The sequence below is a fragment of the Streptococcus sp. HMSC072D05 genome, from assembly GCF_001815805.1.
GTDB lineage: Bacteria > Bacillota > Bacilli > Lactobacillales > Streptococcaceae > Streptococcus.
Genome location: NZ_KV822038.1, coordinates 686,675 through 709,608 on the forward strand (window position 1 = coordinate 686,675; position 22,934 = coordinate 709,608).

Here is a 22,934-nt window from a genome sequence, read left to right on the forward strand (position 1 = left end):
TTTGCTCTTTGATTTTCATTGAGTATAAACTTCTTTTCAAAAAAAGGATAGGAAGCCCTTTAATCAAGACTTTCCCCATCCTATCTTCTATTTCTTTACTTTGTTTCGACACGGACACCTTGGGTATCAACTTTCAAGTCATGCAGTTTGCCTTTGAAAGACTGCTTTTGCAATTCTGCCTTAATCGCCGGCATCTTGTCGTGAGAAGCCAGAACCATAACTGTCGGCCCAGCACCAGAAAGATAGGTCGCATAGGCTCCATTCTCTTTAGCTACTTGCTTAATCGTAGCAAATTCACGGACCAGACTTTGACGATAGCGCTCGTGGAAGAGGTCCCCCTCGATTGCTTGACCAGCTGTCACCATATCTCCTGCTAACAAGGCTGCAACGGCCACATTGGCGATAGAACTAGCTGCAACAGCTTCCTTGTAGGACAATTTCTTAGGAAGGACACCACGGCTATCGCGAGTGCGTAATTCATAGTTAGGAATATAAGCTAAAAAATCACACTCTGGGAAGTCTGCTACGATAGCAGAGACTTGACCTTCAACAGAACTCGCAACAACAAGATTTCCATAGATAGCTGGAGCCACATTGTCAGGATGCCCTTCAATCTTGGTAGCCAACTGCAATTTGTCGTGGTTAGATAAGTTGAGATTGCCCAGTTGGTTAGCCAGTTCAATCCCAGCAACGATAACAGAGCTTGAAGAACCCAAGCCACGCGCCAAGGGAACATCGCTGGTCATTTTCAAACGTCTCGGTTGCAAGTCAGGCGCAACTTGCAAGGCAATCTTAAGCAAAAGATTACGCTCGTCATGTGGAATCCATTTGCCAATCTGGTGTTCAATCAACCACTCATCTCGTTCTTCACAGACCTCAATTTGAAGATACTTGGTTACAGCTACACCAACCGAATCAAAACCTGGCCCGATATTGGCACTGGTTGCAGGTACAATAATCTTCATCCTATTCTCCTAACACCTTGAAGGTATTCAAGAGGTCAAATTCTGAAGCTTTGACCAACTCAGCTGAAACATTCTCAAGTTGTGCTTTATTAATCTTATGAGTGATAATCACTACACGCGCCTTGTCACCCTCTTTGCCATCTTGGAGGATTTGCTTGAAGGAAATATCTTGAGCATTAAAGATTTCAGCCAATTTCAAAACCTGACCTTTTGAGTCTGGTGCCAAGATTGAGAAATAGTAGTTTGCTTTAACATCTTCTGGATTAGCCAAGACCAAGTCACGGCTATATTCGTTGAAGTCTTTACCAATAGTGCCATCATTCAAGCGACGAACGATACGGACAATATCTGCTACAACACTTGTTGCAGTTGGTTTTTGACCCGCACCTGGTCCGTAGTACATCGATTCACCGATGCCGATAGATTCTACAAAAACAGCGTTCATTACCCCATTCACACTGGCAAGTGGATGTGCTTTAGGAAGGAAGGTTGGAGTCACTTCTGCAGCAATACCTGAAGGAGTTTCCTCGATAGAACCAACCAATTTCACTACATAGCCAAGGTCTTGGGCTACAGCTACGTCTTCTGGTGTGATGTTGCGGATTCCCTTGTGGGCTACATCGTCAAAGGCAACCTTCATACCAAAAGCAAACTGGCTCAAAATCACCATCTTGTAGGCTGCGTCAATCCCATCCACGTCATTTGTAGGATCGCTTTCTGCAAAACCTAATCTTTGTGCTTCAGCCAGAGCATCATCGTAAGACCAGCCTTCTTCGACCATCTTGGTCATCATGAAGTTAGAAGTTCCGTTAACGACACCAAGAACGCGCGTAATTTTGTCAGAAGCCAACGAATTTGCCAAAGTACGAAGAATTGGAATACCACCAGCTACTGCTGCTTCGTAGTATAGTGCTACATTATGCTCTTTAGCGATTTCTAACAATTCTGCACCATGAACAGCCAAAAGGTCCTTGTTAGCAGTAACAACGTGTTTCCCAGCTTCTAAGGCACGAGTGATAAAGGTTTTAGCTGGTTCGATACGCCCCATCAATTCCACTACGATTGTAATGTCCTTGTCTGCTAAAATATCATCTACATTGGTTACAAAGTTAAAGTCATTTCCTGCTGCAAGCAAGCGGTTCTTTTCATCTTCATCCTTGACCAATACCTTGGCTACTTCAATCTCAGAATGAGCTGACTGAACGATTTTTTCTCCATTTTCCTTTAGGAGGAATGGCACACCACTTGCCACGGTACCAAATCCAAGTAAAGCAATTTTAACTGTCATGTTTGTCTCCTAGAAATTTTCTGATATAGCCATTATAACAGAATTTTGTGAAAATTCCTATTATAGTAAATCACTATTTCAATCTAGTAAAGAAAAAACGAATCCCATGATTCGTTTTTTCTTGATAAATGAAAATTGATTTTAAAAATTATGAACGAATCTTTTGCAGATTAAGAACTGCATCGTGGTTAATCAAGATTTGCCCATACTCTTGCAAGACTGAACGACTGATGTCACTGTCGTCTGCAAACTCACGCATACGAGCCAAGAGCCAGGCTGGATATGGACTAGGATGATTTTCTACATCGACTAAGATTGTCAAATAATAGTGTCCATTCATCTTATAGAGTTCAGATGTTTCCATCTGGTAGTTAACCGTCTTTGCAAAAGAAACCAAGTCAGCTAACTTCGCAAAAGAAAGGATGTAGTAGATGTAAGGTTCTTTCTTATTCTCAGTCTCCTTGTCTGCCTGCTCTTGCTCTTCTTCCTTTGCTTCGACCTGCTCTAGAGATTGGATGGCCTCAATATCGTCCTTGGTCTTATCTGCAATGCTCTTTTCCAAGGTTTTGAGAAATTCATCCGGCGACATTTGGGCTAATTCTTCCATGTCTGGTAAGTCCGCCAAATCTTCAAAATCCAAATTTTGGTCAATCTTGGATTTGGTCACAAAGACGTCGACCTTATCCGGTTTTGGCGTCACGCGGAAACTCAGCATGCCACTATCCAAGAAATTGTCTGGCATCTCTAACTCATCTAAAATAGCATAGAAAAACTCTTCGGTTTTTTCCTGAGGAACGAGAAAGTCTGCAATCTCCATTCCTCGATCCATCAAATCATCTAAAGTCATCGTGATTTTCAGTGTTGTATCACTAATTTGTTTCATCTTCATATCTAGTAACCTCATACTTTCAGTCTATCTATTATACTAGATTTTTACGATTTTATCAAAAGAATGAAGCGAGAATGTGATATAATACTAGATATGATTTTAGATTTAAGAAAGAAAGTTCAATGAAAAATATAAAAGTAAATGCCTTGGCCAGCTTGCTGGTCAATATTCTCAATATCGTTTTTCCACTGATAACCAATCCTTATCTGACGCGGATTCTCAGCAAATCCAATTACGGTTATTTCAATACAGCCAATACCTGGGCAAGTTTCGTTATTCCACTAGCTGCCTTTGGAATATACAACTACGGGATTCGAGCTATTAGTAAGGTCAAGGATGACAAGAATAAAATCAACTACGTCTTTTCTAAGTTGTTTTATATCTCGGTTTTCACCTCTCTCCTGACCACTGGTATCTACTTCCTCATTATCTTCTTTGACACTAGCATTGAGAATCTGAAAGTCCTCTACTACATCCTAGGGGCTCAAGCACTCTTCCAATTTCTCAATATCGAATGGATGAACGAGGCTTATGAAAACTATGCCTTCATCCTCTACAAAACATTAATTATTCGAATTACCATGCTGGTCGCTATCTTCGCCTTTGTTAAAACGGCAGATGATATCGTTCCTTATGCTATCGTTATGACAGCGACCACTATCCTCAACTACCTGCTCAGTTTTCTTTGGATTAAGAGAGAAGTTTCTTTTGTTAAGATTGGTTTCGTCGAATTAGCTAAAGCTTCTAAACCGCTCTTCACTATGCTTCTCTTAGCAAACGCTAATATGCTTTATACCTTGCTAGATAGAATGTTTATCACCAAGGGACCGGATGAAAACTATATTTCCTACTATACAATTGCCTATAGTATCGTCATGCTGATTGCCAGTGTCTTGAGTGGAGCTATCAACGTCAGTATTCCACGCCTCGGCTACTATCTCGGTAAAAAGGATTACAAGTCCTATAATTATCTCGTGAATCAAGCGGCATCCTTATTCTATTTCCTTATGGTTCCAACTAGTATCGGGATTATGATATTGGGACGGTACGCAACTGTTATTTATTCTTCTGAAAAATATCTTGAAGCGGGTATCGTAACTAGCGTCTTCGCTTTTCGTACCATCATTTGGGCTATTGAGTTGATTCTTGGTAAACAGATTATCTTTATCAACGACCATGAAAATCGCTTAACCGCCTTCTACTTCCTTGGTGGTGGTGCCAATATCCTATTAAATAGCATCTTGTATTTCAATCATATTTTTGCACCTGAGTATTACATCGCTACGACCATTATCGCAGAAACTATCGTTGTTTTACTTGAAATTCATTTTATCAAGAAACACCAACTGATTAGTTTAAAAGAAATTTTTATAACCTTAACACGTTATAGCCTCATATCCCTTGGTTTTATCCCAATCTTCTATATTTTCAAGATGATTTTCCAAATCAATTCCTACACAGTAAACTTTAATATGATTCTCATGGTTCTTTCTACCGTGGCAACTTGTGGTATCTATTACCTCTTGACCCTCTTTATTACCAAAGACAAAACACTCCACTATGCACTGAACCTTGTACTTGCTAAATTAAAACGAAATTAAAAAAATCCCCTACTGATAAATTAGTTGCCAGTAGGGGATTTCTTCTTTATTCGTTTTCTTTCTTATCAGAAGCATTGGCTTCTAGATTTGAATCTTGTTTAGGTTGTTCAACAATAGAGGAATTAGCTTCTTGTTTCTGTTCTGGCTTGACTGCATCGCTATTTACAGCAGCAACAGCCTGTTTCCAGATTCCTTCTTCGTTTACTTTGTAACCATCAGGTGTTGTTGCGTTCTTCAACAAAGAACCATTAGCTTGGAAATAGTACCAATTACCATCAAACTGTTTCCAACCTGTTTGCATAGCTCCTGATTCATCAAAGTAATAATGATCACCATTTACTTTATGAAGGCCAACCAACATGATCCCATCTTCAGGATTTAGATAATACCAGACGCCTTTGTCTTTTATCCAACCAGTTTTCATGGCTCCATTTGATTCAAAGTAACGGTAATGATTATCAAACCATTTCCAGCCAGTTTGCATGGCACCAGATTTGCTAAAGTAATATTGCTTACCATCTACTTGATGGAGGCCGACTAACATAACGCCTTCCTTACCTTCAAGATAATACCAGGCATCACCATCTTTTAACCAACCCGTTTGGAGTGCGCCCGACGTAGCGTAATAATGCCAAGAATCATTTGACCACTGCCATCCAACTTGCATAGTACCTGCAGAGCTGAAGAAATAGTTCTTACCGTCAATCTCTTTAGATCCTACAGCCATGATACCTGTTTCTGGATCCAAATAATACCATGATTCTTTATCTTTCAACCAACCAGTTTTCATAGCACCTGAGTTCGTATAGAAGTACCAGCTATTGTCGTGCCACTTCCAGCCAGTCTGCATGGCACCACTAGCATTCAAATAGTAACGAACACTATTTATATCTTGTCTGCCAGTTAACATGATGCCATCTTTATCCAGATAATACCATGTTTCCTGATCCTTGACCCAGCCGGTTTTCATAGCTCCAGAACTTGCAAAATAGTTCCAGTGACCATCAACAAATGCCCAGCCAGTTTGCATGATACCTTCTTGATTAAAGTAGTATGTGCTTCCATTGATATTCTTTTTACCGATGGTCTTTAGCCCATCCTCATCATAGAAATACCAATTTGAATCAATCTTTTGCCATGTTGAAGGCTTACCTGCTGTTTGGAGTGCACCACTTTCGCTAAAGAACATCTTCTTGCCATTATAGACTTGGTGTCCTGTTAGCATCTTCCCATCTGCAGCAAAGAGATACTTTTTCCCTCCAATTTCAGAGAGCTCGCTAAATCGTCTAGCACCATTTGATTGGATATAATACCAAGAGTCATCTAGTTTGAACCAACCACCAGTTTGCATTTTACCATTTTGGTTCAGATAGTAATCATTCCCTTTGGCATTTTCTCCCCAGTCGTCGTTAAGGTGAAGCCAGCGACCTGCTTGCATTTGTCCTTTTCCATTAAAGAAATAAGTGGCTCCGCCAATCTCTCTCCAGCCGATAGCCATTTCTCCGTCAGTCAAACGATATTTCCAATAACCATCTTCTTGATACCATTTTTCGTCAACTACAGGGATATTAGGGAAGGAATTTGAAACATTTGCAAATCCTTTATCGCTAATATCAAAAACGGTAGCGTCTTGAGTTTGGCTAGCAGCATGAAGAACCTGAATATTTTTCTTCTGAAGGTATTCTCTGGTTGAAGCAACATTAATATCTCCACCAGTTGTCTGAATAATCATTTTTGGTGATAAGTTTTCAAGGAAATTAATCGTATTTGAAATTGTCGCATCATAATGGTGGTTCCATTTCATCATATCAACCTTACCGATAACTGGACCTAACTTATCTTCTGCTCCTTCGGCATTATCCAAATCTCCACCAAGATAGATTCTCTTTCCTGCCACAGTCACCACTGAAACGATGGAGTTGGAGTTATCATCTCGAACTTTTTTCAGATTCCCTTCAGCATCATATTCATTCTTATAGTTGTAGAGTTGGATATCCATATCACCTAATTTTAGATGACTATCCTCATCTGAAATATTCTGGATAAGTGTAACTCCTCGTTTTTGAGCTGCTCTCAAAGCATTATCATAATTGAAAAGATTATCCCATAGTCCCCAGTTTGCTGTGATCCGATCATCTGAATATTTTTTCAAATAAAACTTACCGACTTGATATCGATTGAGTATTTCGTCTGCTCCACCAATATGGTCACTATGAACATGAGTTCCTATAATAAAATCTAATTTTTTTACACCTATTTGATCCAAGTGGCGAATCAATCGATCCTCCAATACTTGATAATTTCTCATGGAAATTCCCCAGCGGCTTGGATAGCGTGGGTCACTCCCATCAGGAAAATCATAGTCTTCTCCCATATCAATCAAAGCATAGTGACCATTGCTTTCCAGAAGGATGGCATCACTCCCAGATTTTGCTTTAGTATTTATGAAATGGATACGATTGCCCGAACCTGCAGAGATGGTATCTGCATCTACTCCTTGCGATAACTGAATCAGTAATAGAAAGAATGCGAGAACACTATAGCTGACTGATTTTAATAACCATTTATTTTTCACCTTGAAAACTCCTTTATCTTAACAATAAGCAACTTTTAAAAATCTAATCAATCCAATAATTTTTATCCCCTCCTGGGACTTGTTGCTCAATAGGTGGTGGAGTCATATAGTTTTCTCCAAATTCGTAGACAAGTATTTCATGGTATTTTCTCGGAACCTTGACCACAATGTTTTCATAAGGCATATCAATCAAATCATAGAGCCATTCTTTTTTTATACCATTTGGATAATAAGGGTCATAGATAGTACAAGTAAGATCTGTTGCTTGATCTACACTATACTTCAAAGCAAGGCTCTCTAATTTTTGATTCCATAGCTGTGGGGAAGTTAAGCGGAAAATAGCTGATCCCATATAACGAGGGAGGTTTTTAAGTCCACCATTCTCAGACTTGATCCCTTTAAAATTCAAAGAAGAAAGGCGAATGAAATATTTGTAGAGCTTCATTTTCTTACGGTCACTTTCCTGTGTTACGACACCATCATATGGAAAAATGTCAACGCAAGTTCCCAATACGACCGTTGGGTCTACGAGGTTAGCATCTCGACGAGTCCTTACATCATAGACTCTCATATAACTGTATGGATATCCCTTTGTTTCTCTGAATGAAATCAATTTGTAGTAGGGATGATTTTCATTTTGTAAAACCTTATACAGTTTTTCAAATTCATCACGCGCCAAGGAAATATCTGTATCATCATCCCAAGGGATAAATCCTTTATGGCGTACAGCTCCTAGTAAGGTTCCAAAATCAATAAAGTATTTGATTTGATGTTGTTCACAAAGCTCATGTAGATACTTTAAAATATCCAATTCTACTTGCTTGATTTCTTCAAGAGTTAAAGTTCTTTCAGACATAGGTTCTATTCTCCTAAATTTGACTATATTTTTAAACGTTTCTTAATCCCAATCCCGTCATTTAGACCTTTTAACAATCTTCCATAATTTAAAATCATGATGAGATACTCTTTGTTCAACCGGTGGCAATTGCATATAGTCTCCGTAGTCTGAGGTCAAAATTTCATGATAATTTTTCGGAATGGTAAATTCCTTACCTTCAAATGTTCCAGTAGTAACTTGTTCTAGCCATTCACGTCTCCACACTGGTTTGTTCATATCCTTGTAGATAAGATAATCCACCTGCTCATAATCTGAGACTTTACGGGATTTTGCAAGCTCCTCAATCTGGGCAACGTATTTGTTCGTATTGGTAAAATAGAAAATAATAACTGACACATAACGTAGCAGTGAATTCAGTACACTTTTCGTATTGGTAATGCCTTTAAAGGTGTAGCAACTCAATTGACGTTTCTTTATCAGTTTCGTCATCTTGTTTTTAAATTCTACGTCATCCTCGTAGCCATCTACAGGGAAAATATCTACATAGATTCCCATATTCGAATCGATGCGAACATCTTCTTCTAGCAAGTAAGTAAGGTTATCCTGCACTTTCATGAAGGGATAGACATAGTTGAGATTATTTTTATAAGACATGACCTCGTAACGTTCATCAGGGTTAGTGATAAAGTAGTCTTGCAACTTTTCATAATCTTCCCGTAACATGCAGATATCCATGTCATCATCCCAAGGGATAAATCCTTGATGACGTACAGCACCAATTAGACTTCCATATGCTAAGAAATACTTGACACCAATTTTCTGACAAACTTCATGAATATACTCCATGATTCCAAGTTCCATCTGTTGAATTTCATTGACATCTGTTACTTCTTGGTACCGAACTCCTTCATCCCGTTTGCAGACTACGAGTCCATAGCCAATCGCTAGCCAGAAGATGATATTAATAAAGTTGGTTGAATACATAATCTGACTTTCAAATAATTGACCAAACAAGATACCAAAGAATAGGATCATGATCAATTTATCAGTATTTTTCTTGGAAACAATCAAATACGTTAAAAAGCGCTTGATGACATAAGCCAGTACAAGAAGGAAGGATACCAAACCTAGAACTCCCGAACTGACAAATATGGTCACAAAAATGTTATGGAAATTCCCACCGATAAGGGAGTTTTGAATCTCAAATTTACTGAAATATTCTGCGTAATAATCTGGAACGTTTCGTACACCATAACCAAAAATTGGTTTGGCACTTCCCATCTTGATGGCATTTTTCCAGATATAGGTTCTACCACTTGGTGTTGTTTCGATCAGATGGAGCTCACCGTTTTTCTTAGTAACAGATGAATCTGTCTCAGCATAGGATTGTCCTTTGTTTAAATCTAAGACAGTCGCAGTTTCAGATGAGATATAGATTGAAGTTACATAGCTTAATCCAATATTAGTTGCAGTAATCAGCAAACCAGCAACTATAAAAGTGAGGAATCGTTTAACGATACTTCCTCTAGTAGCAAAGAAACTATAGAGTCCAATCATGAGAAGTAAAGAAAGTAAGGCTCCTCGACTTTGCATCGTTGCGAAGTAAACGAATTGAATCACATTGTTCAGTTTAAGATAAACAGAATATTTACTTCCTTTATGGATCAAATACATAGCCAAAATAATGCTAATGTATGAAAATATCGCACTAGCATTTGGATTGACAATCCCCCACAGACGGCCGTTCATGACACCATAGTAATAAGATTGTTCACCAATCTTAAATAGGATGAGGACTCTACTTATCAATAAACCAAACGCAAAAATTGCTGAAGAAAAAGATACAATTTGAACCGTATAGGCAATCCAGTCAAATAATTTTTTAAGTTGCCCTGATTGTAACATGGTAAATAATAAAACATAGGTTACCATGAAGAGGATTTCAATCACATTTCCAATCAGATGTCCAGAGCGATTGAAAATAGCTGATAGCAGATGACTTCCAGCTAAGAGTCCAAATAAGGATAGAAATTTGCGATCTACCGTGATTTCTTTCCACTTAAACAATAAGGTATAGCAAATATAAAACACTACAATCGCTGATAATCCCTTGTAGAGGGGATTTGCTATCTTATAAACCAGTGAACTCATACTTAAAATCGAAATGAAAACAAATAGATACGCAATCCATAGTTTTGATTTTTCAAAGTATTCATCCATTTTTGAAAAATTCATTTTCAACTCCTTCTCATGATATTAGTTTTTTAATCCAACAATTTTCTTATATAGCCATGGAGAAATGACAAGTGAAAGGATCGCTACCTTGCGAAAAGTGGTGAAATAAGCATCTTTCCATATTTCGCGTCGATGCTGAACAATCCAATTCCTCAGCTCGGCTTTCTCCTTTTGATACTCTTCACGTGAAGTAAAGATAATTTTATCGTAAACTGTGATGTACGACCAACACTCTCTATTTATTAATTCGTATTTTAAATTAGGGAAGGCTTGTGAAACTTGAGCAATTATTTGCTTATAAACTTCTATTGTGTCAAATACATATCGATTAACAGATGTTGTTGCACTTCCCTCACGATGATCATAATAATAAACAGGTTTGTCAATAAATACGCAACTGCATCTTGTCTTTAGTAGCAATTCAGTTAAAAATAGAGCATCTTCAGCTAGGTGATAATTGGTATTAAACTTTTCATCCGCAAGCAGGTCTCTCTTAAACAGTTTTGCGACTGGAAAAAATGACGTTCTGGTAGTCATCAGTAGTTCCTTCATGGTTTCTTCTGTTGACCAGAGTTCTGTTTTTCCTGAATGTGAAGGTATATCAGTTACAATGCCGTTTTTGATATGGTGCAGAGAAGCAATTACAAAGCCTACATTCAACCCTTCAGCTGCACTTGCTAAAGTAGCTAGGTAATCTTGGGTAACGAAATCATCGCTATCAATAAAGGTAACCCAAGAACCCGTTGCTAGCTGAATTCCCATATTTCTAGCATTTGAAACACCAGCATTTTCGATATGATAAACCTTGATATTCTCATACTGAGACGCTAAGTGATCACAGATCTGTCCACTGGAATCAGTAGAACCATCATTGATTAGGATTAACTCAAAATGGGCATAAGTCTGTTGAAGAATCGACTCCACACATCGCTCCAGATAAGCCTCTACATTGTAAACTGGAACGATAACGCTTATTTTTTCTCCCATCATGCTCCATATTCTCCCTTATACTCTGTGTAGCTCTTGTCCATGTCTGCTATAATAGCATCATGATGCGGTACTTGTTTGTCCGCTGGTGGCGGTGTCATATAGTCCCCAAAAGCAGTGCTGAGATAAGCATCGTAGCCAACTGGAATAGGCATCTCAGTTCCTTCAAATGGCAAGAAAAGATTGTCTTCAAAGGATGCGATTGGGTATTTGTTTCGCATGTAGCCGGGACCTGAGCATAATTCCGTAATTCCATCGCACTCAGCCAGACCATACTTGGTCATTTCTTTTTCAGCTTTTTTCCAAATGCGATAACGTAGAGATTTTGGAGTCAGGCCGAGTAAGATACGACTTCCCCATTTCATGACTGCACCATGCTTTTCTGGGATAGTTTGCGCACAAAAGAGTGAATAAATCAAGGCCCAACGAACCTGTTTCTTACGCTCAGCTGGATTTTTAGGATAATAATCCAATGGTAAAACATCCAAGGCCAAACCGTGTGGCAAATCCAAATCCTTCTGATAAGGCTTGATACAAGTAGTTTCCTTGTCACGAATGGTAATAAAAAGGTTACGGTCTACAAAATCTTTATTACTCTTTGACAAGAAATAACGCTCGTCTGCATAACGTGGCCACAGTTCTGCTAATTTTTCATAGTCCTTACGCGGCATGAAAAAGTCCAAATCATCATCCCAAGGAATGAAACCTTTGTTACGAAGGGCACCAATAGCTCCTCCACCACAGAGATAGCACAACAAATCATGTTCTTTACAAAATGCGACGAAATATTCAGCCATTTCCAGACTACGAGCCTGAATCGCTTTCAAATCACTCATGTCTCTCCTCTTCTGTCCAATAACGAGTTATATCGTTTTATTATACCATAAAAACGCCCTAAAAATCCATCAGATACTAAGAAAAATCAAAGCCTAAACCACTTTTTCACTAGTGATTCAAACTTTGATTTTTTTATAGTATTCTATCTCATTCCCATTTGGGCGAGTTTGGTTTGGTATTTATTTTGATCGACTAGAAGTCCTTGTCCACCATAGATATCATAAGCGTCCACCCAGTCACCAAGTTCTGGGACGGTGAGTCTCTCAATGCCATTTTGAGCACCTTCTAGGACAGATAAGCCATTGGTCAACAAGAAGCTATATGGTAGATTTGTTGAGGTCATGCCAAAGACTTTTCCAAGTGCCTCTGATCCCGTAAAGAGCTTGGTTGGATCTTTGATTTGCTCAAGAACAGCTGACATGACTTGTTGCTGACGTTTGGTACGCCCATAGTCTCCCTCGTCATCATCACGGAAGCGAGCGTAGTTCAGCAAGGTGGATCCATTCATCTGCTGTTTTCCAACTTTGATGGTTTGGGTTGGCGATTCTGTCTCTGTTGCATGAAGGTCATCTCCAACTGTGGCTTCTGTCAAAGGTTGACCATTCAATGTTGAGAATTGAGCATCAATCGTTACTCCGTCAGGGAAGAGGGTATCAATAGCTGTTGCAAAGGCCTGGAAGTCAACTAGGGCATAGTACTTAATATCCAAATCAAAGTTGTCTTTTAGAACCTTGCGGACCATTTCTGCCCCTTTTTGCCCTTCTTGTTCCCCAAGTTCATAGGCAACATTTAGTTTGTTATCCGTCTGTTTCTGGCCATTTACAATCTTACTGTACCCGTCGATATAAACTAAGTTGTCACGCATAAAGCTGACTAGTTTGATCTTCTTATCCGATCCACTGACATTCAGTACCATGATTGTGTCGGTACGGGTTTCCGCACTATTTTGACCGATACGGCCATCTGTCCCCATGACTAGGATATTCACACCATCTTTGGTATCCTGACCGTTAAAGACCTCTACTTGAGCTGCCTTGGCGTCAGCTGGTTTATTTGTTGGATTGGCTGCTGACTGGAACCCTCGAAGAAACATGAAAATCATCCCTGCAAGCACACAAGTAATCAACAGCAGGAACCAAGTCAGTATTCGTTTGAAGCGAATTCTTCTTTTTTTCTTTTTGACTTTAGGTTGAGGAGTTACCTTTTCACGTTTCTTAGATCGACTTCTACTGCCATAAGTCGGAAGATCAATATCTCTACCCCAAGATTCTTCTTTTTCTTCTTGGTAGAAATGGTGAACTTCCGACTTGGGACCTGCCATTTTCTGTTGCAGATAATCAAATTCCCTCCGTTCACGGTCGTTGAGGTAATGGATATTTTTGAAGAGATAGTCATAACGTAACTGCTCGTGATGACTTAAAGGATTTTCTTTGCTCATTGACTCTCCTTTTCTATATCAGTTATGGTAAAAATCGGGTAGGTTCCCAGTATCTTGTGCTGGATTCCAATGGCTTCTAGTTCTTGTCTGGCAAAATGAACCAGTTCTTTGTCACTATAGTCTACATCGATAATGAAAAAGTATTCTCCCAAGGCCGTTTTAAGGGGGCGACTTTCAATCTTTGTTAAGTCAATCCCTCTCCAAGCAAAGGTCGAAAGTGCCTTGTAAAGAGCACCAGGTAGGTTGTCTGGTAAGGTCAAGGCCAAACTCATTTTTTCAGCCTGTGAGTTCAAAGGAATCTTCGGTATGTCTGCCCCTAACACCCAAAAACGTGTGAAATTTGCTTCCATTTCCTGAATATCCTCTGCAATCAATTCCAAGCCATATTCTTCAGCTGAACTTTTAGGAGCAATAGCTGCATAAGGCTGATCTGGATGTTCCGAAATAAAGCGAGCTGCATAGGCTGTACTAGCTGTCACCTCGATTTGGGCCTCTGGATAGTGTTTGTCGATGAATTTCTTTCCTTGAGCCAGAGCCTGGGGATGAGAAAAAATTTTCTCAATTTTTGACTGACCTGGAACCACCATCAACTGCTGGTGAATGGGTTGAACAATTTCTGCAACTGCTTGGATGCGAGCCTGGTGAAAAAGGTAATCCAAACTTTCATGGACACTACCTTCAATGGAGTTTTCAACTGGCACCACAGAATAGTCCACCAAGCCCTGTTCATAGGCCTTGATGACATCTGTGATATTGGCAAAAGCCTGCAATTCCTCTTTGGGAAAGGCTGTCTGCACAACATGATGCGAAAAAGATCCCTTGGGACCTAGATAGGCAATTTTCATCTCAGTTCCTCTATAATTTCCTCTGGGCTTAACTTGGTCACATCTAGAACCCGACTGGCTACTTCCTCATACCAAGCTTGTCTTTCATGGAAAATAGCTGCTAGTTCTTCCTTACTACTATTTAGAAACAGCGGGCGCTGATTGTCCTTATCAGCTGCGATACGTTGGTAGAGGGTTTCAAAATCTGCTTTTAGGTAGATGTTATCAGGATTGGTTTTGAGCAAGTCACGATTTCTCTGAGAAATGACAACCCCTCCGCCAGTTGACACAACGTGATCCGTTTTTAGTAAGTCAGCTAGGACTTCTGACTCTACTTGACGAAAGGCCTCTTCTCCCTTTTCAGCGAAAAAATCCGCAATAGACATGCCTAAATGTTCCTCGATTAAGGCATCCATATCGATGTAGTCTGCGTCCAATCCTCTAGCGATTGTCGACTTGCCTGCCCCCATAAATCCGAGTAATACCTTAGCCATGAATCAAGCTCTCCAAATCATCAAAGAAGCTAGGATAGCTAGTGTTGATGGCTTCTGCACGGTCAAGCTCCACTTCTCCATCAGCAACCAAGAGGGCTGCGATGGCTGTCATCATTCCAATTCGATGGTCACCAAACGTATTGACTCTAGCGCCATAAAGGGCTGATTTCCCTTTGATAATCATTCCATCTGCTGTAGGAGTGATATCCGCCCCCATGCTATTTAAGGCGTCAGCCACCACCTGAATGCGGTCAGTTTCCTTGACCTTGAGTTCCTCAGCATCCTTAATGACTGTTACACCTTGCGCTTGTGTCGCGAGAAGAGCAATAATGGGTAATTCATCAATCAAGCGGGGAATCAAGGCTCCACCAATCTCTGTTCCTTTCAGGTATGAAGACTCGACAGTCAAGGTTGCTGATTTAGCAACTGGGTCAATTTCAGTTATTTCCAATCTTCCTCCCATGGCACGAATGACATCAATAATACCGGTACGCGTTTCGTTAATACCAACATTCTGCAACACTACACGAGAGTTTGGAACAATCAAACCTGCGACCAACCAAAAGGCTGCACTGGAAATATCTCCTGGAACAACTACCTTTTGTCCGGTCAGTCTTTGTGGTCCTTGAACTGTGATTTTCTTACCATCCACACTTAAATGGCCACCAAATTGTTGCAACATATCTTCGGTGTGGTTACGAGTACATTCTTTCTCGATAATAACGGACTCCCCCTGAGCCTGCAAGGCTGCAAATATCAAGGCAGACTTGACTTGGGCAGAGGCGATTGGCAACTCATAGTGAATAGGTGTAAGTTTTTTCGTCCCTCTTAAGTGAAGAGGGGGCAGGTCTCGCTCGGTTTGCCCTGAAATACTAACGCCCATTTTTTTCAGTGGAATCGTCACGCGATCCATAGGACGTTTAGAAAGACTATCATCTCCAAACATCTCTACTTCGAAGTCTGCACCAGCAAGTACACCTGAAATCAGACGAATCGAGGTTCCAGAATTCCCCATATCAAGAGCATTTTGCGGAGCTTTTAAGCCATCCATTCCAACACCTTGAATGGTAATAACCCCATCTTTATCCTCAATTTCAACACCAAGGTCACGAAAGACCTGCATGGTTGAAAGTACATCCTCTCCACGCAGAATATCATAAACCTTAGTCTCACCCTCAGACAAACTTCCAAAAATAATCGAACGATGGCTGATAGACTTGTCACCTGGAACCCGGATACTGCCATGTAAGCGGCGAATGTTTGTTTTTAGTTTCATAGTTGACCTCATACTTGCAATACTTTTTCTTATTTTATCACAAAAAAGCCAGAAATTCCTGAAATTTCTGGCTTTTATACAGATAAAATACTATTTCAATAATTCTGAAACAGGCTCAAAGACAATTTTTTCAATGTCTGAAAGGTAAATGGACAATTGTTGCTGTTTGGTAAAGAAATCTGACAAAAGAGCGTTCTCTTGGATTTGCTTACTGAAAGACTGCATCCTTTCTTGGAAAGAGGCGTCTGGCATTTGTCCCGTTTGCGCCATGACTTGGATTTCTTGCTGGAAGGCAAGGTAATCTGCAAAAATCTTGCTGGCTTGTTCATCTGCTTGAATGGCATCTTTTGCCGCCTTGACCGCCTTGTATTCTGGTAATTCGCGAAGACCGCGACTGAGTTCATTTGCACTATCGTAAATATTTGACATGATTTTCTCCTTATTTGATGACGACTGTGTAGTCCGTATTTTCTGAAATTAAGCGCTCAGCTCGTTCCAGATCCTGAGCATTTTTAAAGGAAATTTGGAGAATCCCGTGAACATCCTCACGGTTTTCTTCATTAATGTGGATATTGACCAAGGAAGTACCACGTAGCAATTCCAAAATCCGCAAGATAACATCTTCTTCATCGGGAACGTCAACATAGAGGTCGTAAGAGCTATCCACACCACCACGCTTATGGATTTCCATGGCCTGACGTTGCTCACGCGCTTGGTTGAAAAAGTTCCAAATATGCTCTTCTTCCCCCCTGCTAATAGCCTGACCAATCTCATCTAGGCGCTCCTTGAAATCCTCAATCCGCTCTAGGATGGTCTCGCGATTGGACAAGAGAATAGAGGTCCACATACCTGGCTCGCTTTCCGCAATCCGAGTCATATCTCGAAAACCACCCGCCGCAAAGCGTCTTGCCATCTCATGTTCTTGAGCATAAACTGCTGTCTGCTCCATGAGACCTGATGCCAAGATATGGGGAAAATGGCTAATCTGTGAAGTTACTCGATCGTGCTCCTTGGCATCAATCTCGATAAAACGAGCATGGAGACCTGAAAGTAGGTCCTTCATTTCCTCAGGCGTGTCTGAACTAGTCAAACTAGATGGAGTAAAGATATAGTAGGCATTTTCAAAGAGATTAACATCGGCAGAGGCAGCTCCTGTCTTGTGGCTACCAGCCATGGGATGGGCCCCGACAAAGCGGACAGGCTTGCCAACCAAATACTGCTCCGCTGCTTCCACAATGGCTGACTTGGTTGAGCCTGCATCTGAGATAATGACGCCTTCCTTCAAGTCTAAGTTTGCCAGCTCCTTAATAAAAGCAATGGTCTGTTTGATTGGCAAGGTCAGAATGATAACATCTGCTAGAGGAGCGAAACTAGCAAAATCATCCGTCGCACGGTCTATCATCCCCCGCTCCAAGGCAATGTCTCTCGAAGCCTGACTGCGATTATAACCTAGAATTTCATAATCAGGATGATCACGCTTGATACCGAGCGCCATCGAAGCACCAATCAAACCGAGACCTACGATATAGATGGTTTTTGCCATAAGGACTCCTTAATAGTTCTTTGTATAGTCTCGGTGCTTGGCAACTGCCTCTTTTAATTCTTCAAGATTATCTGATGAGAATTTTTCAAGGATTTCTTGCGCCAGAACCGTTGCCACAACAGCTTCCATGACCACACCTGCTGCTGGAAGAGCGGTCGGATCACTTCTTTCAACAGTTGCCTTGTAAGGTTCGTGGGTTTCGATATCCACACTCATAAGTGGTTTGTAGAGAGTAGGAATAGGTTTCATGACGCCACGAACAACAATGGGTTGCCCATTGGTCATGCCACCTTCGAAACCACCTAGATTATTGGTACGGCGAGTATAGCCGTCTTCTTTAGACCAGAGAATTTCATCCATAACTTGGCTGCCTTTGCGGTAACCAGCTTCAAATCCAAGACCAAATTCCACCCCTTTAAAGGCATTGATAGAAACAACTGCTTGGGCCAATCGCGCATCTAATTTTCTGTCCCATTGGACATAAGAGCCAAGACCAACTGGAACGCCTCCGACGACTGTCTCCACAACCCCACCGATGGTATCACCGTCACGTTTGATTTGGTCAATATAGTCCTTGATTTCCTGTTCCCGCTCTTGGTTGACAATAGAAACTTCTGACTGGGCAGCTCGTTCCTTAATCTCAGCGACTGTTAGATTTTCAGGTACATCGATTTCCTTACCACCAAAGACCACGACATGGTTAGCAATCTCCATATCTAGCTCAGCTAAGAGACGTTTGGCTACTGCCCCAACAGCAACTCGCATGGTGGTTTCACGAGCTGATGAACGCTCCAAAGAATTTCGCAAATCATCAAAACGGTATTTGATGCCCCCTACCAAATCGGCATGACCTGGGCGAGGATGGGTGATTTTCCGCTTGCTTTTCAGGCGGTCTTCAATGTCCTCAGCAGACATGATATCCAGCCATTTCTGATGGTCCTTATTGATGACATCCATGGTAATCGGAGCCCCTGTTGTTTTCCCGTGGCGAACGCCCGAAGTAAAGACAACCTGGTCACTCTCAATCTTCATACGGCCACCACGACCGTAGCCACCCTGACGGCGTTTAAGGTCTCCATTAATATCCTCAGCTGTCAAAGGAAGTCCCGCTGGAATTCCTTCAATAATAGCCGTCAGACGAGGGCCGTGTGATTCTCCTGCAGTTAAATATCTCATACGTTCTCCTTATTTTACCAAGTAGTCTTTCATCTCTTCCAGAGAAACTGGGTGAATGGTCGCTGAACCAAGCTCTGGTACCAAAACCAATTTCAAGGTGTTCCCACGCGCTTTCTTGTCATGAGTCAAAGCCTGATAAAGCTTATCAACATCCCAGTTCTCATAGTCAACAGGCAAGCCAAATTTCTGGCACATCTCTGTGATAGACTGGGTTATTCCTTCTGGCATGAGGGCTTTTCCCTCAGCAATCTTGGAAATCTGCACCATGCCCATAGCCACTGCCTCACCATGCATGACCTTGCCATAACCAGCCGTTGCTTCAATGGCATGACCAATAGTGTGCCCAAAATTGAGGTAAAGGCGAACACCATTATCCAACTCATCCTCAACTACCATCTTGCGCTTAACCTGACAAGAATGTTCAATCAAAGTCTCTGCATGTTCCAAAATGCTCTCTACAGAACCATCCAGCTCCGTCAAGAGAGCCCAAAGTTCTGGATCCTCAATCAAGCCATACTTGATAACCTCACCCATCCCTTCAATCAGCTCTCTTTTCCCAAGAGTTCCAAGGACAAGCGGGTCAATCAGAACCCCATCTGGTTGGGCAAAGGTACCCACCATATTCTTAGCAAAAGGAGTATTAACACCCGTCTTTCCACCGATAGAAGAATCCACCTGGGCTGTCAAACTAGTCGGAATCTGAACAAAGTGAATGCCCCGCATATAGGTAGAGGCCACAAAACCAGCTAGGTCCCCAACGACACCACCACCAAGAGCCACGATCCCATCGCTACGAGTCAAACCCTGCTTGACTAAAAATTCATAGACTTTCTGAACAGTTGTTAAATTCTTTCGTTCTTCGCCTTCTAAGAAATCAAAAACAGCTACCTGAAAACCAGCATCTTCTAAGCTGAGTTTAACCTTCTCTGCATAGAGAGAAGCTACATGGTTGTCGGTTACAATAACCACTTTTTGTGGTTGCCAGAGTTCTCGCAACCATTGACCAGCCTGAGCCAGACAACCTTTTTCAATCTGAATATCATAAGGATGATGCGGAATATCGATTCTGATTTTCATAGTAGGGTCTCCTTTTCACTATTTATATTTTTCTGTTAAGGACTGCCAAATTTCTTCTGTCGGCATTTCTTTACCTGTCCACAGTTGAAAAGCTTCAGCAGCTTGATAAAGCAACATTCCCAGACCATTGACAGCTGGATTGCCCTGGCTTCTAGCCCATTTCAAAAATGGCGTCTCAAAGGGTTGGTAAATAATATCTGCCACCAAGAGAGTTTCTGGTAAGACTATGCTTTCAGAAACTGGGGATGATTTGCCATCCATCCCTACACTGGTCGCATTGACTAATAAGTCCGCCTCAGCAATCCTTGCTTGCAGCTCAGAAATATCTTCTAAAGCATACAAGTCCACTTTAAAACCTGTTTGGTCCTGCAACTTGTCTAGGTAAGGTCTTGTTTTTTCCATGGAAACTGAACGAACAAAAACCGAAATCTGACTGACGCCATCCAAAATAGCTTGCGCCAAAATGGATTTGGCCGCGCCCCCTGCTCCCAGAATGGTCATTTTCTTATCCGAGATTGTAAAAGAAGGCAAGCTCTTAAAAAATCCCTTGCCATCTGTATTATATCCAATTAACGTTCCGTCTTGATTAACAACTGTGTTGACTGCCCCAATCAAACGAGCTTCATCACTCAACTCATCCAGATAAGGAATCACTTGCTCCTTGTAAGGCATAGACAGGTTGATACCAAACATCTGGTAACGGCGAATATTGGCGACTGTTTCTGCCAAATCACCCGCTTCAATCTCCCAAGCTACATAGGCACCATTGGTAGCTGTCGCCTCAAAGGCCCTATTGTGGATAAAGGGTGAAATAGAGTGTTTGATGGGATTTGCAACAACAGCTGCCATACGTGTGTAGCCATCAAGCTTCATCCAAAATCTCCCTGATTTTCTTCATGTTTGTTAGAGAAATCTGACCTGGGGCACTCGCTTCATCCAGACTAGCAAATGACCAACTTGAACCCGTCACATCTGAAGTAATGCGTGATACCTTGCCCATTTTCCCCATGGAAATGGTCACGTACTCTTGCTCAGGGTTGAGTGTTTTAAATCCTCGAGTGTAGTTCATCAGGTCTAAAACATCCTGCTCCGTATGGGCCATAACTGATACCTTGACTACTTTGGGAGAAAGGCTGGTCAACTCAGACAAAATTTCCATCATGTTTTCAGGTGTCTCCTGGAAATTATGATAGCTCAAAACAAGATTTGGAAAATCCAACATTTCCTCAAAAACGTCTTTGTAGCTGAAATACTCAAAATCTACATAATCCGGCTGATAGAGCTGAGTAACTTCCTTGATGATTTGAACATACTCCTCTGAGGAAAGTTCGATTTCTCCTCCCTCAGCGCGAGTCCGAAGGGTAAAGACAAGTTCGCGTCCTGCAAATTTCTCAAAGATAGCGGGTGCTACCTGTAAAATAGCGTCCTTTGTAAGAAAGTCCGCACGCCACTCAATGATATCGGCATCTTCATACCTAGTGGCATCCAGTTCTTGCGCTTCTTCTAAACTTCTTGGCATCACTGAAACGATTAATTTCATCTACTAACCTTCATACTAATCACCTTGAGGTAATTACTGCTTTCATCTTTTTTATTATAGGCAAAGTCTGCTGGAAGTCCGTATTGGTTCAAGATCTGATACCTTCTTCTTCCTGCAAAACCTTTATCAATTTGTTCTGTAAATTTCTGGCGGGAAACATTGGCAGCATTGGTACTGGCAATGATAATGCCTCCCGGATTTAAAATCTCTAGACTCTGGGAAATCAACTTGTGATAGTCCTTAGCTACAGAGAATGTTTGTTTTTTATTGCGGGCAAAGCTTGGTGGATCAAGAACAATCACATCATAGGTCAAGCCTTTTCGCTTGGCATACTTGAAGTACTCAAAGACATCCATGACGATAAAACGATGATTGTCCATGCTGAGTCCATTTGCCTGAAAATGAGCTTCTGACAGCTCTCTAGACCGTTTGGCCAAGTCGACAGAAGTCGTCTCACTCGCACCTCCCATAGCTGCAGCAACTGAAAAGGCAGCTGTATAGGAAAACATATTGAGTAAGGATTTACCCATAGCTAAACCGTCTACCAAACTCCCACGAACCTCATGCTGGTCCAGGAAAATCCCTGTCATCAAGCCATCATTCATAAAGACTTGATAGAGAACGCCATTCTCAAGAACAGTAAAGTAATCTGGCGCGTCCTCACCATAAACAGAGGCAGACTCGTAGTCTAGACCTTTAAAACGAATCTTTTCATAAGCCCCCAAGATCTCAGGAAAAACTTCCTTAAAAGCCTTTACGATCAGCTCACGAATCTGGTAAACAAAGGAGTTGTACCAAGAAAAGACAGCATAATCTCCATAGAGATCAACAGTCAGACCACCAAAACCATCCCCCTCTTGGTTAAAAAGGCGAAAGGCAGTGGTCAAGTCATCTTGATAATAAGGCTTTCTAACTTCCTTGGCCTTACGAAGCAGAATTTCAAAAAAGGCTTGATTGAAACGAACCTTTTCCTTGCTGATGAACCAACCGATTCCCTTGTTCTGCTGAGAAAGATAGGCGCTCCCTAAAAACTTCCCGTCTTGACTAAGAACTTCTACTGCCTGATCCGTCAGATCAATATCTGTTAAATCACTTGCTTCCAAAAGAACTAGACCCTTAGCTAGCTTTTTTTCAACACGTCTGCTGACTCTAATTCTATTCATAGCTACTATTATAGCAAATTTTGTGACAATTCTCAAAAAAGAAACCGTTTAACCAGTTGTACTTTAGTTTACTGAGTGTCATTTTTGTTCAAATAAGTTTATGTCATTTACTTTTTCGCCAAGATATCCTCTCCCTTGTAGTGGAAGGAGAGTTTTCACGCGCTAAAAATAGACAAATTCAGAAATGA

The 22,934-nt window shown here is 41.1% G+C and carries 20 protein-coding genes; 1 reads left to right on the forward strand and 19 read right to left on the reverse strand.

All coding sequences use genetic code 11. The annotated features are described in order from the left end of the window. Positions 1 to 95 precede the first annotated feature (95 nt). From thrB to mecA, 3 genes are all read right to left on the reverse strand, one after another. Entirely contained in the window at positions 96 to 965 is an 870-nt protein-coding gene (gene thrB, locus HMPREF3057_RS09200; RefSeq protein ID WP_070697324.1) for a homoserine kinase, read from the reverse strand. Between the two features lies 1 nt (position 966). After that, the gene (locus tag HMPREF3057_RS09205; RefSeq protein WP_070697326.1) at positions 967 to 2,253 is read right to left on the reverse strand and encodes a homoserine dehydrogenase; all 1,287 of its coding nucleotides are present in this window, start codon (positions 2,251 to 2,253) and stop codon (positions 967 to 969) included. Positions 2,254 to 2,401: 148 nt separating this feature from the next. Beyond that, the gene (mecA, locus tag HMPREF3057_RS09210; protein ID WP_070697329.1) at positions 2,402 to 3,142 is read right to left on the reverse strand and encodes an adaptor protein MecA; all 741 of its coding nucleotides are present in this window, start codon (positions 3,140 to 3,142) and stop codon (positions 2,402 to 2,404) included. Between the two features lie 122 nt (positions 3,143 to 3,264). Here mecA and HMPREF3057_RS09215 point away from each other — a divergent pair, with 122 nt between their 5' ends. Beyond that, positions 3,265 to 4,743 (forward strand): oligosaccharide flippase family protein, encoded by a 1,479-nt coding sequence (locus HMPREF3057_RS09215; RefSeq protein ID WP_070697331.1) that lies wholly within the window; start codon positions 3,265 to 3,267, stop codon positions 4,741 to 4,743. A gap of 46 nt (positions 4,744 to 4,789) precedes the next feature. On the opposite strand, the gene HMPREF3057_RS09220 is transcribed toward HMPREF3057_RS09215, so the two are convergent. From HMPREF3057_RS09220 to HMPREF3057_RS09295, 16 genes are all read right to left on the reverse strand, one after another. After that, on the reverse strand, positions 4,790 to 7,318 hold the full coding sequence (locus HMPREF3057_RS09220; RefSeq protein WP_070697332.1) for an MBL fold metallo-hydrolase: 2,529 nt from the start codon (positions 7,316 to 7,318) through the stop codon (positions 4,790 to 4,792). A 43-nt stretch (positions 7,319 to 7,361) separates the two neighbouring features. Then, a complete protein-coding gene (locus HMPREF3057_RS09225; protein ID WP_044020565.1) occupies positions 7,362 to 8,174 on the reverse strand; it encodes a LicD family protein in 813 nt (270 codons plus the stop codon). A 57-nt stretch (positions 8,175 to 8,231) separates the two neighbouring features. Continuing rightward, entirely contained in the window at positions 8,232 to 10,391 is a 2,160-nt protein-coding gene (locus HMPREF3057_RS09230) for a LicD family protein (RefSeq protein WP_070697335.1), read from the reverse strand. 21 nt (positions 10,392 to 10,412) lie between these two features. After that, a complete protein-coding gene (locus HMPREF3057_RS09235) occupies positions 10,413 to 11,381 on the reverse strand; it encodes a glycosyltransferase family 2 protein (protein ID WP_070697337.1) in 969 nt (322 codons plus the stop codon). Beyond that, positions 11,378 to 12,214 carry a LicD family protein gene (locus tag HMPREF3057_RS09240; RefSeq protein ID WP_042902130.1) on the reverse strand — a complete coding sequence of 279 codons (837 nt, stop codon included), beginning with the start codon at positions 12,212 to 12,214 and terminating at the stop codon, positions 11,378 to 11,380. Before HMPREF3057_RS09240 ends, HMPREF3057_RS09235 begins: the two co-directional genes overlap by 4 nt. A gap of 143 nt (positions 12,215 to 12,357) precedes the next feature. Then, on the reverse strand, positions 12,358 to 13,653 hold the full coding sequence (locus tag HMPREF3057_RS09245) for an LCP family protein (RefSeq protein WP_042902129.1): 1,296 nt from the start codon (positions 13,651 to 13,653) through the stop codon (positions 12,358 to 12,360). After that, positions 13,650 to 14,498, reverse strand: a complete 849-nt coding sequence (pheA, locus tag HMPREF3057_RS09250; protein ID WP_042902128.1) for a prephenate dehydratase — start codon at positions 14,496 to 14,498, stop codon at positions 13,650 to 13,652. Before pheA ends, HMPREF3057_RS09245 begins: the two co-directional genes overlap by 4 nt. Beyond that, positions 14,495 to 14,971 (reverse strand): shikimate kinase, encoded by a 477-nt coding sequence (locus HMPREF3057_RS09255; RefSeq protein ID WP_042902127.1) that lies wholly within the window; start codon positions 14,969 to 14,971, stop codon positions 14,495 to 14,497. The genes pheA and HMPREF3057_RS09255 overlap by 4 nt, the downstream gene beginning before the upstream one ends. After that, positions 14,964 to 16,247 (reverse strand): 3-phosphoshikimate 1-carboxyvinyltransferase, encoded by a 1,284-nt coding sequence (gene aroA, locus HMPREF3057_RS09260; protein ID WP_070697338.1) that lies wholly within the window; start codon positions 16,245 to 16,247, stop codon positions 14,964 to 14,966. The genes HMPREF3057_RS09255 and aroA overlap by 8 nt, the downstream gene beginning before the upstream one ends. Positions 16,248 to 16,337: 90 nt before the next feature. Then, positions 16,338 to 16,676, reverse strand: a complete 339-nt coding sequence (locus tag HMPREF3057_RS09265) for a YlbF/YmcA family competence regulator (RefSeq protein WP_042902125.1) — start codon at positions 16,674 to 16,676, stop codon at positions 16,338 to 16,340. A 10-nt stretch (positions 16,677 to 16,686) separates the two neighbouring features. Beyond that, positions 16,687 to 17,790 (reverse strand): prephenate dehydrogenase, encoded by a 1,104-nt coding sequence (locus HMPREF3057_RS09270; RefSeq protein ID WP_070697341.1) that lies wholly within the window; start codon positions 17,788 to 17,790, stop codon positions 16,687 to 16,689. A 9-nt stretch (positions 17,791 to 17,799) separates the two neighbouring features. Further along, positions 17,800 to 18,966 carry a chorismate synthase gene (gene aroC, locus HMPREF3057_RS09275; RefSeq protein WP_070697342.1) on the reverse strand — a complete coding sequence of 389 codons (1,167 nt, stop codon included), beginning with the start codon at positions 18,964 to 18,966 and terminating at the stop codon, positions 17,800 to 17,802. A 9-nt stretch (positions 18,967 to 18,975) separates the two neighbouring features. Then, positions 18,976 to 20,043: a 3-dehydroquinate synthase gene (aroB, locus tag HMPREF3057_RS09280; protein WP_070697344.1), complete on the reverse strand. Its 1,068-nt coding sequence runs from the start codon at positions 20,041 to 20,043 to the stop codon at positions 18,976 to 18,978. 18 nt (positions 20,044 to 20,061) lie between these two features. Continuing rightward, the gene (locus HMPREF3057_RS09285) at positions 20,062 to 20,916 is read right to left on the reverse strand and encodes a shikimate dehydrogenase (protein WP_070697346.1); all 855 of its coding nucleotides are present in this window, start codon (positions 20,914 to 20,916) and stop codon (positions 20,062 to 20,064) included. Then, positions 20,906 to 21,583: a type I 3-dehydroquinate dehydratase gene (gene aroD / locus HMPREF3057_RS09290; RefSeq protein ID WP_070697349.1), complete on the reverse strand. Its 678-nt coding sequence runs from the start codon at positions 21,581 to 21,583 to the stop codon at positions 20,906 to 20,908. The genes HMPREF3057_RS09285 and aroD overlap by 11 nt, the downstream gene beginning before the upstream one ends. Then, positions 21,580 to 22,746 carry a class I SAM-dependent rRNA methyltransferase gene (locus HMPREF3057_RS09295; protein ID WP_070697351.1) on the reverse strand — a complete coding sequence of 389 codons (1,167 nt, stop codon included), beginning with the start codon at positions 22,744 to 22,746 and terminating at the stop codon, positions 21,580 to 21,582. Before HMPREF3057_RS09295 ends, aroD begins: the two co-directional genes overlap by 4 nt. Positions 22,747 to 22,934 lie beyond the last annotated feature (188 nt).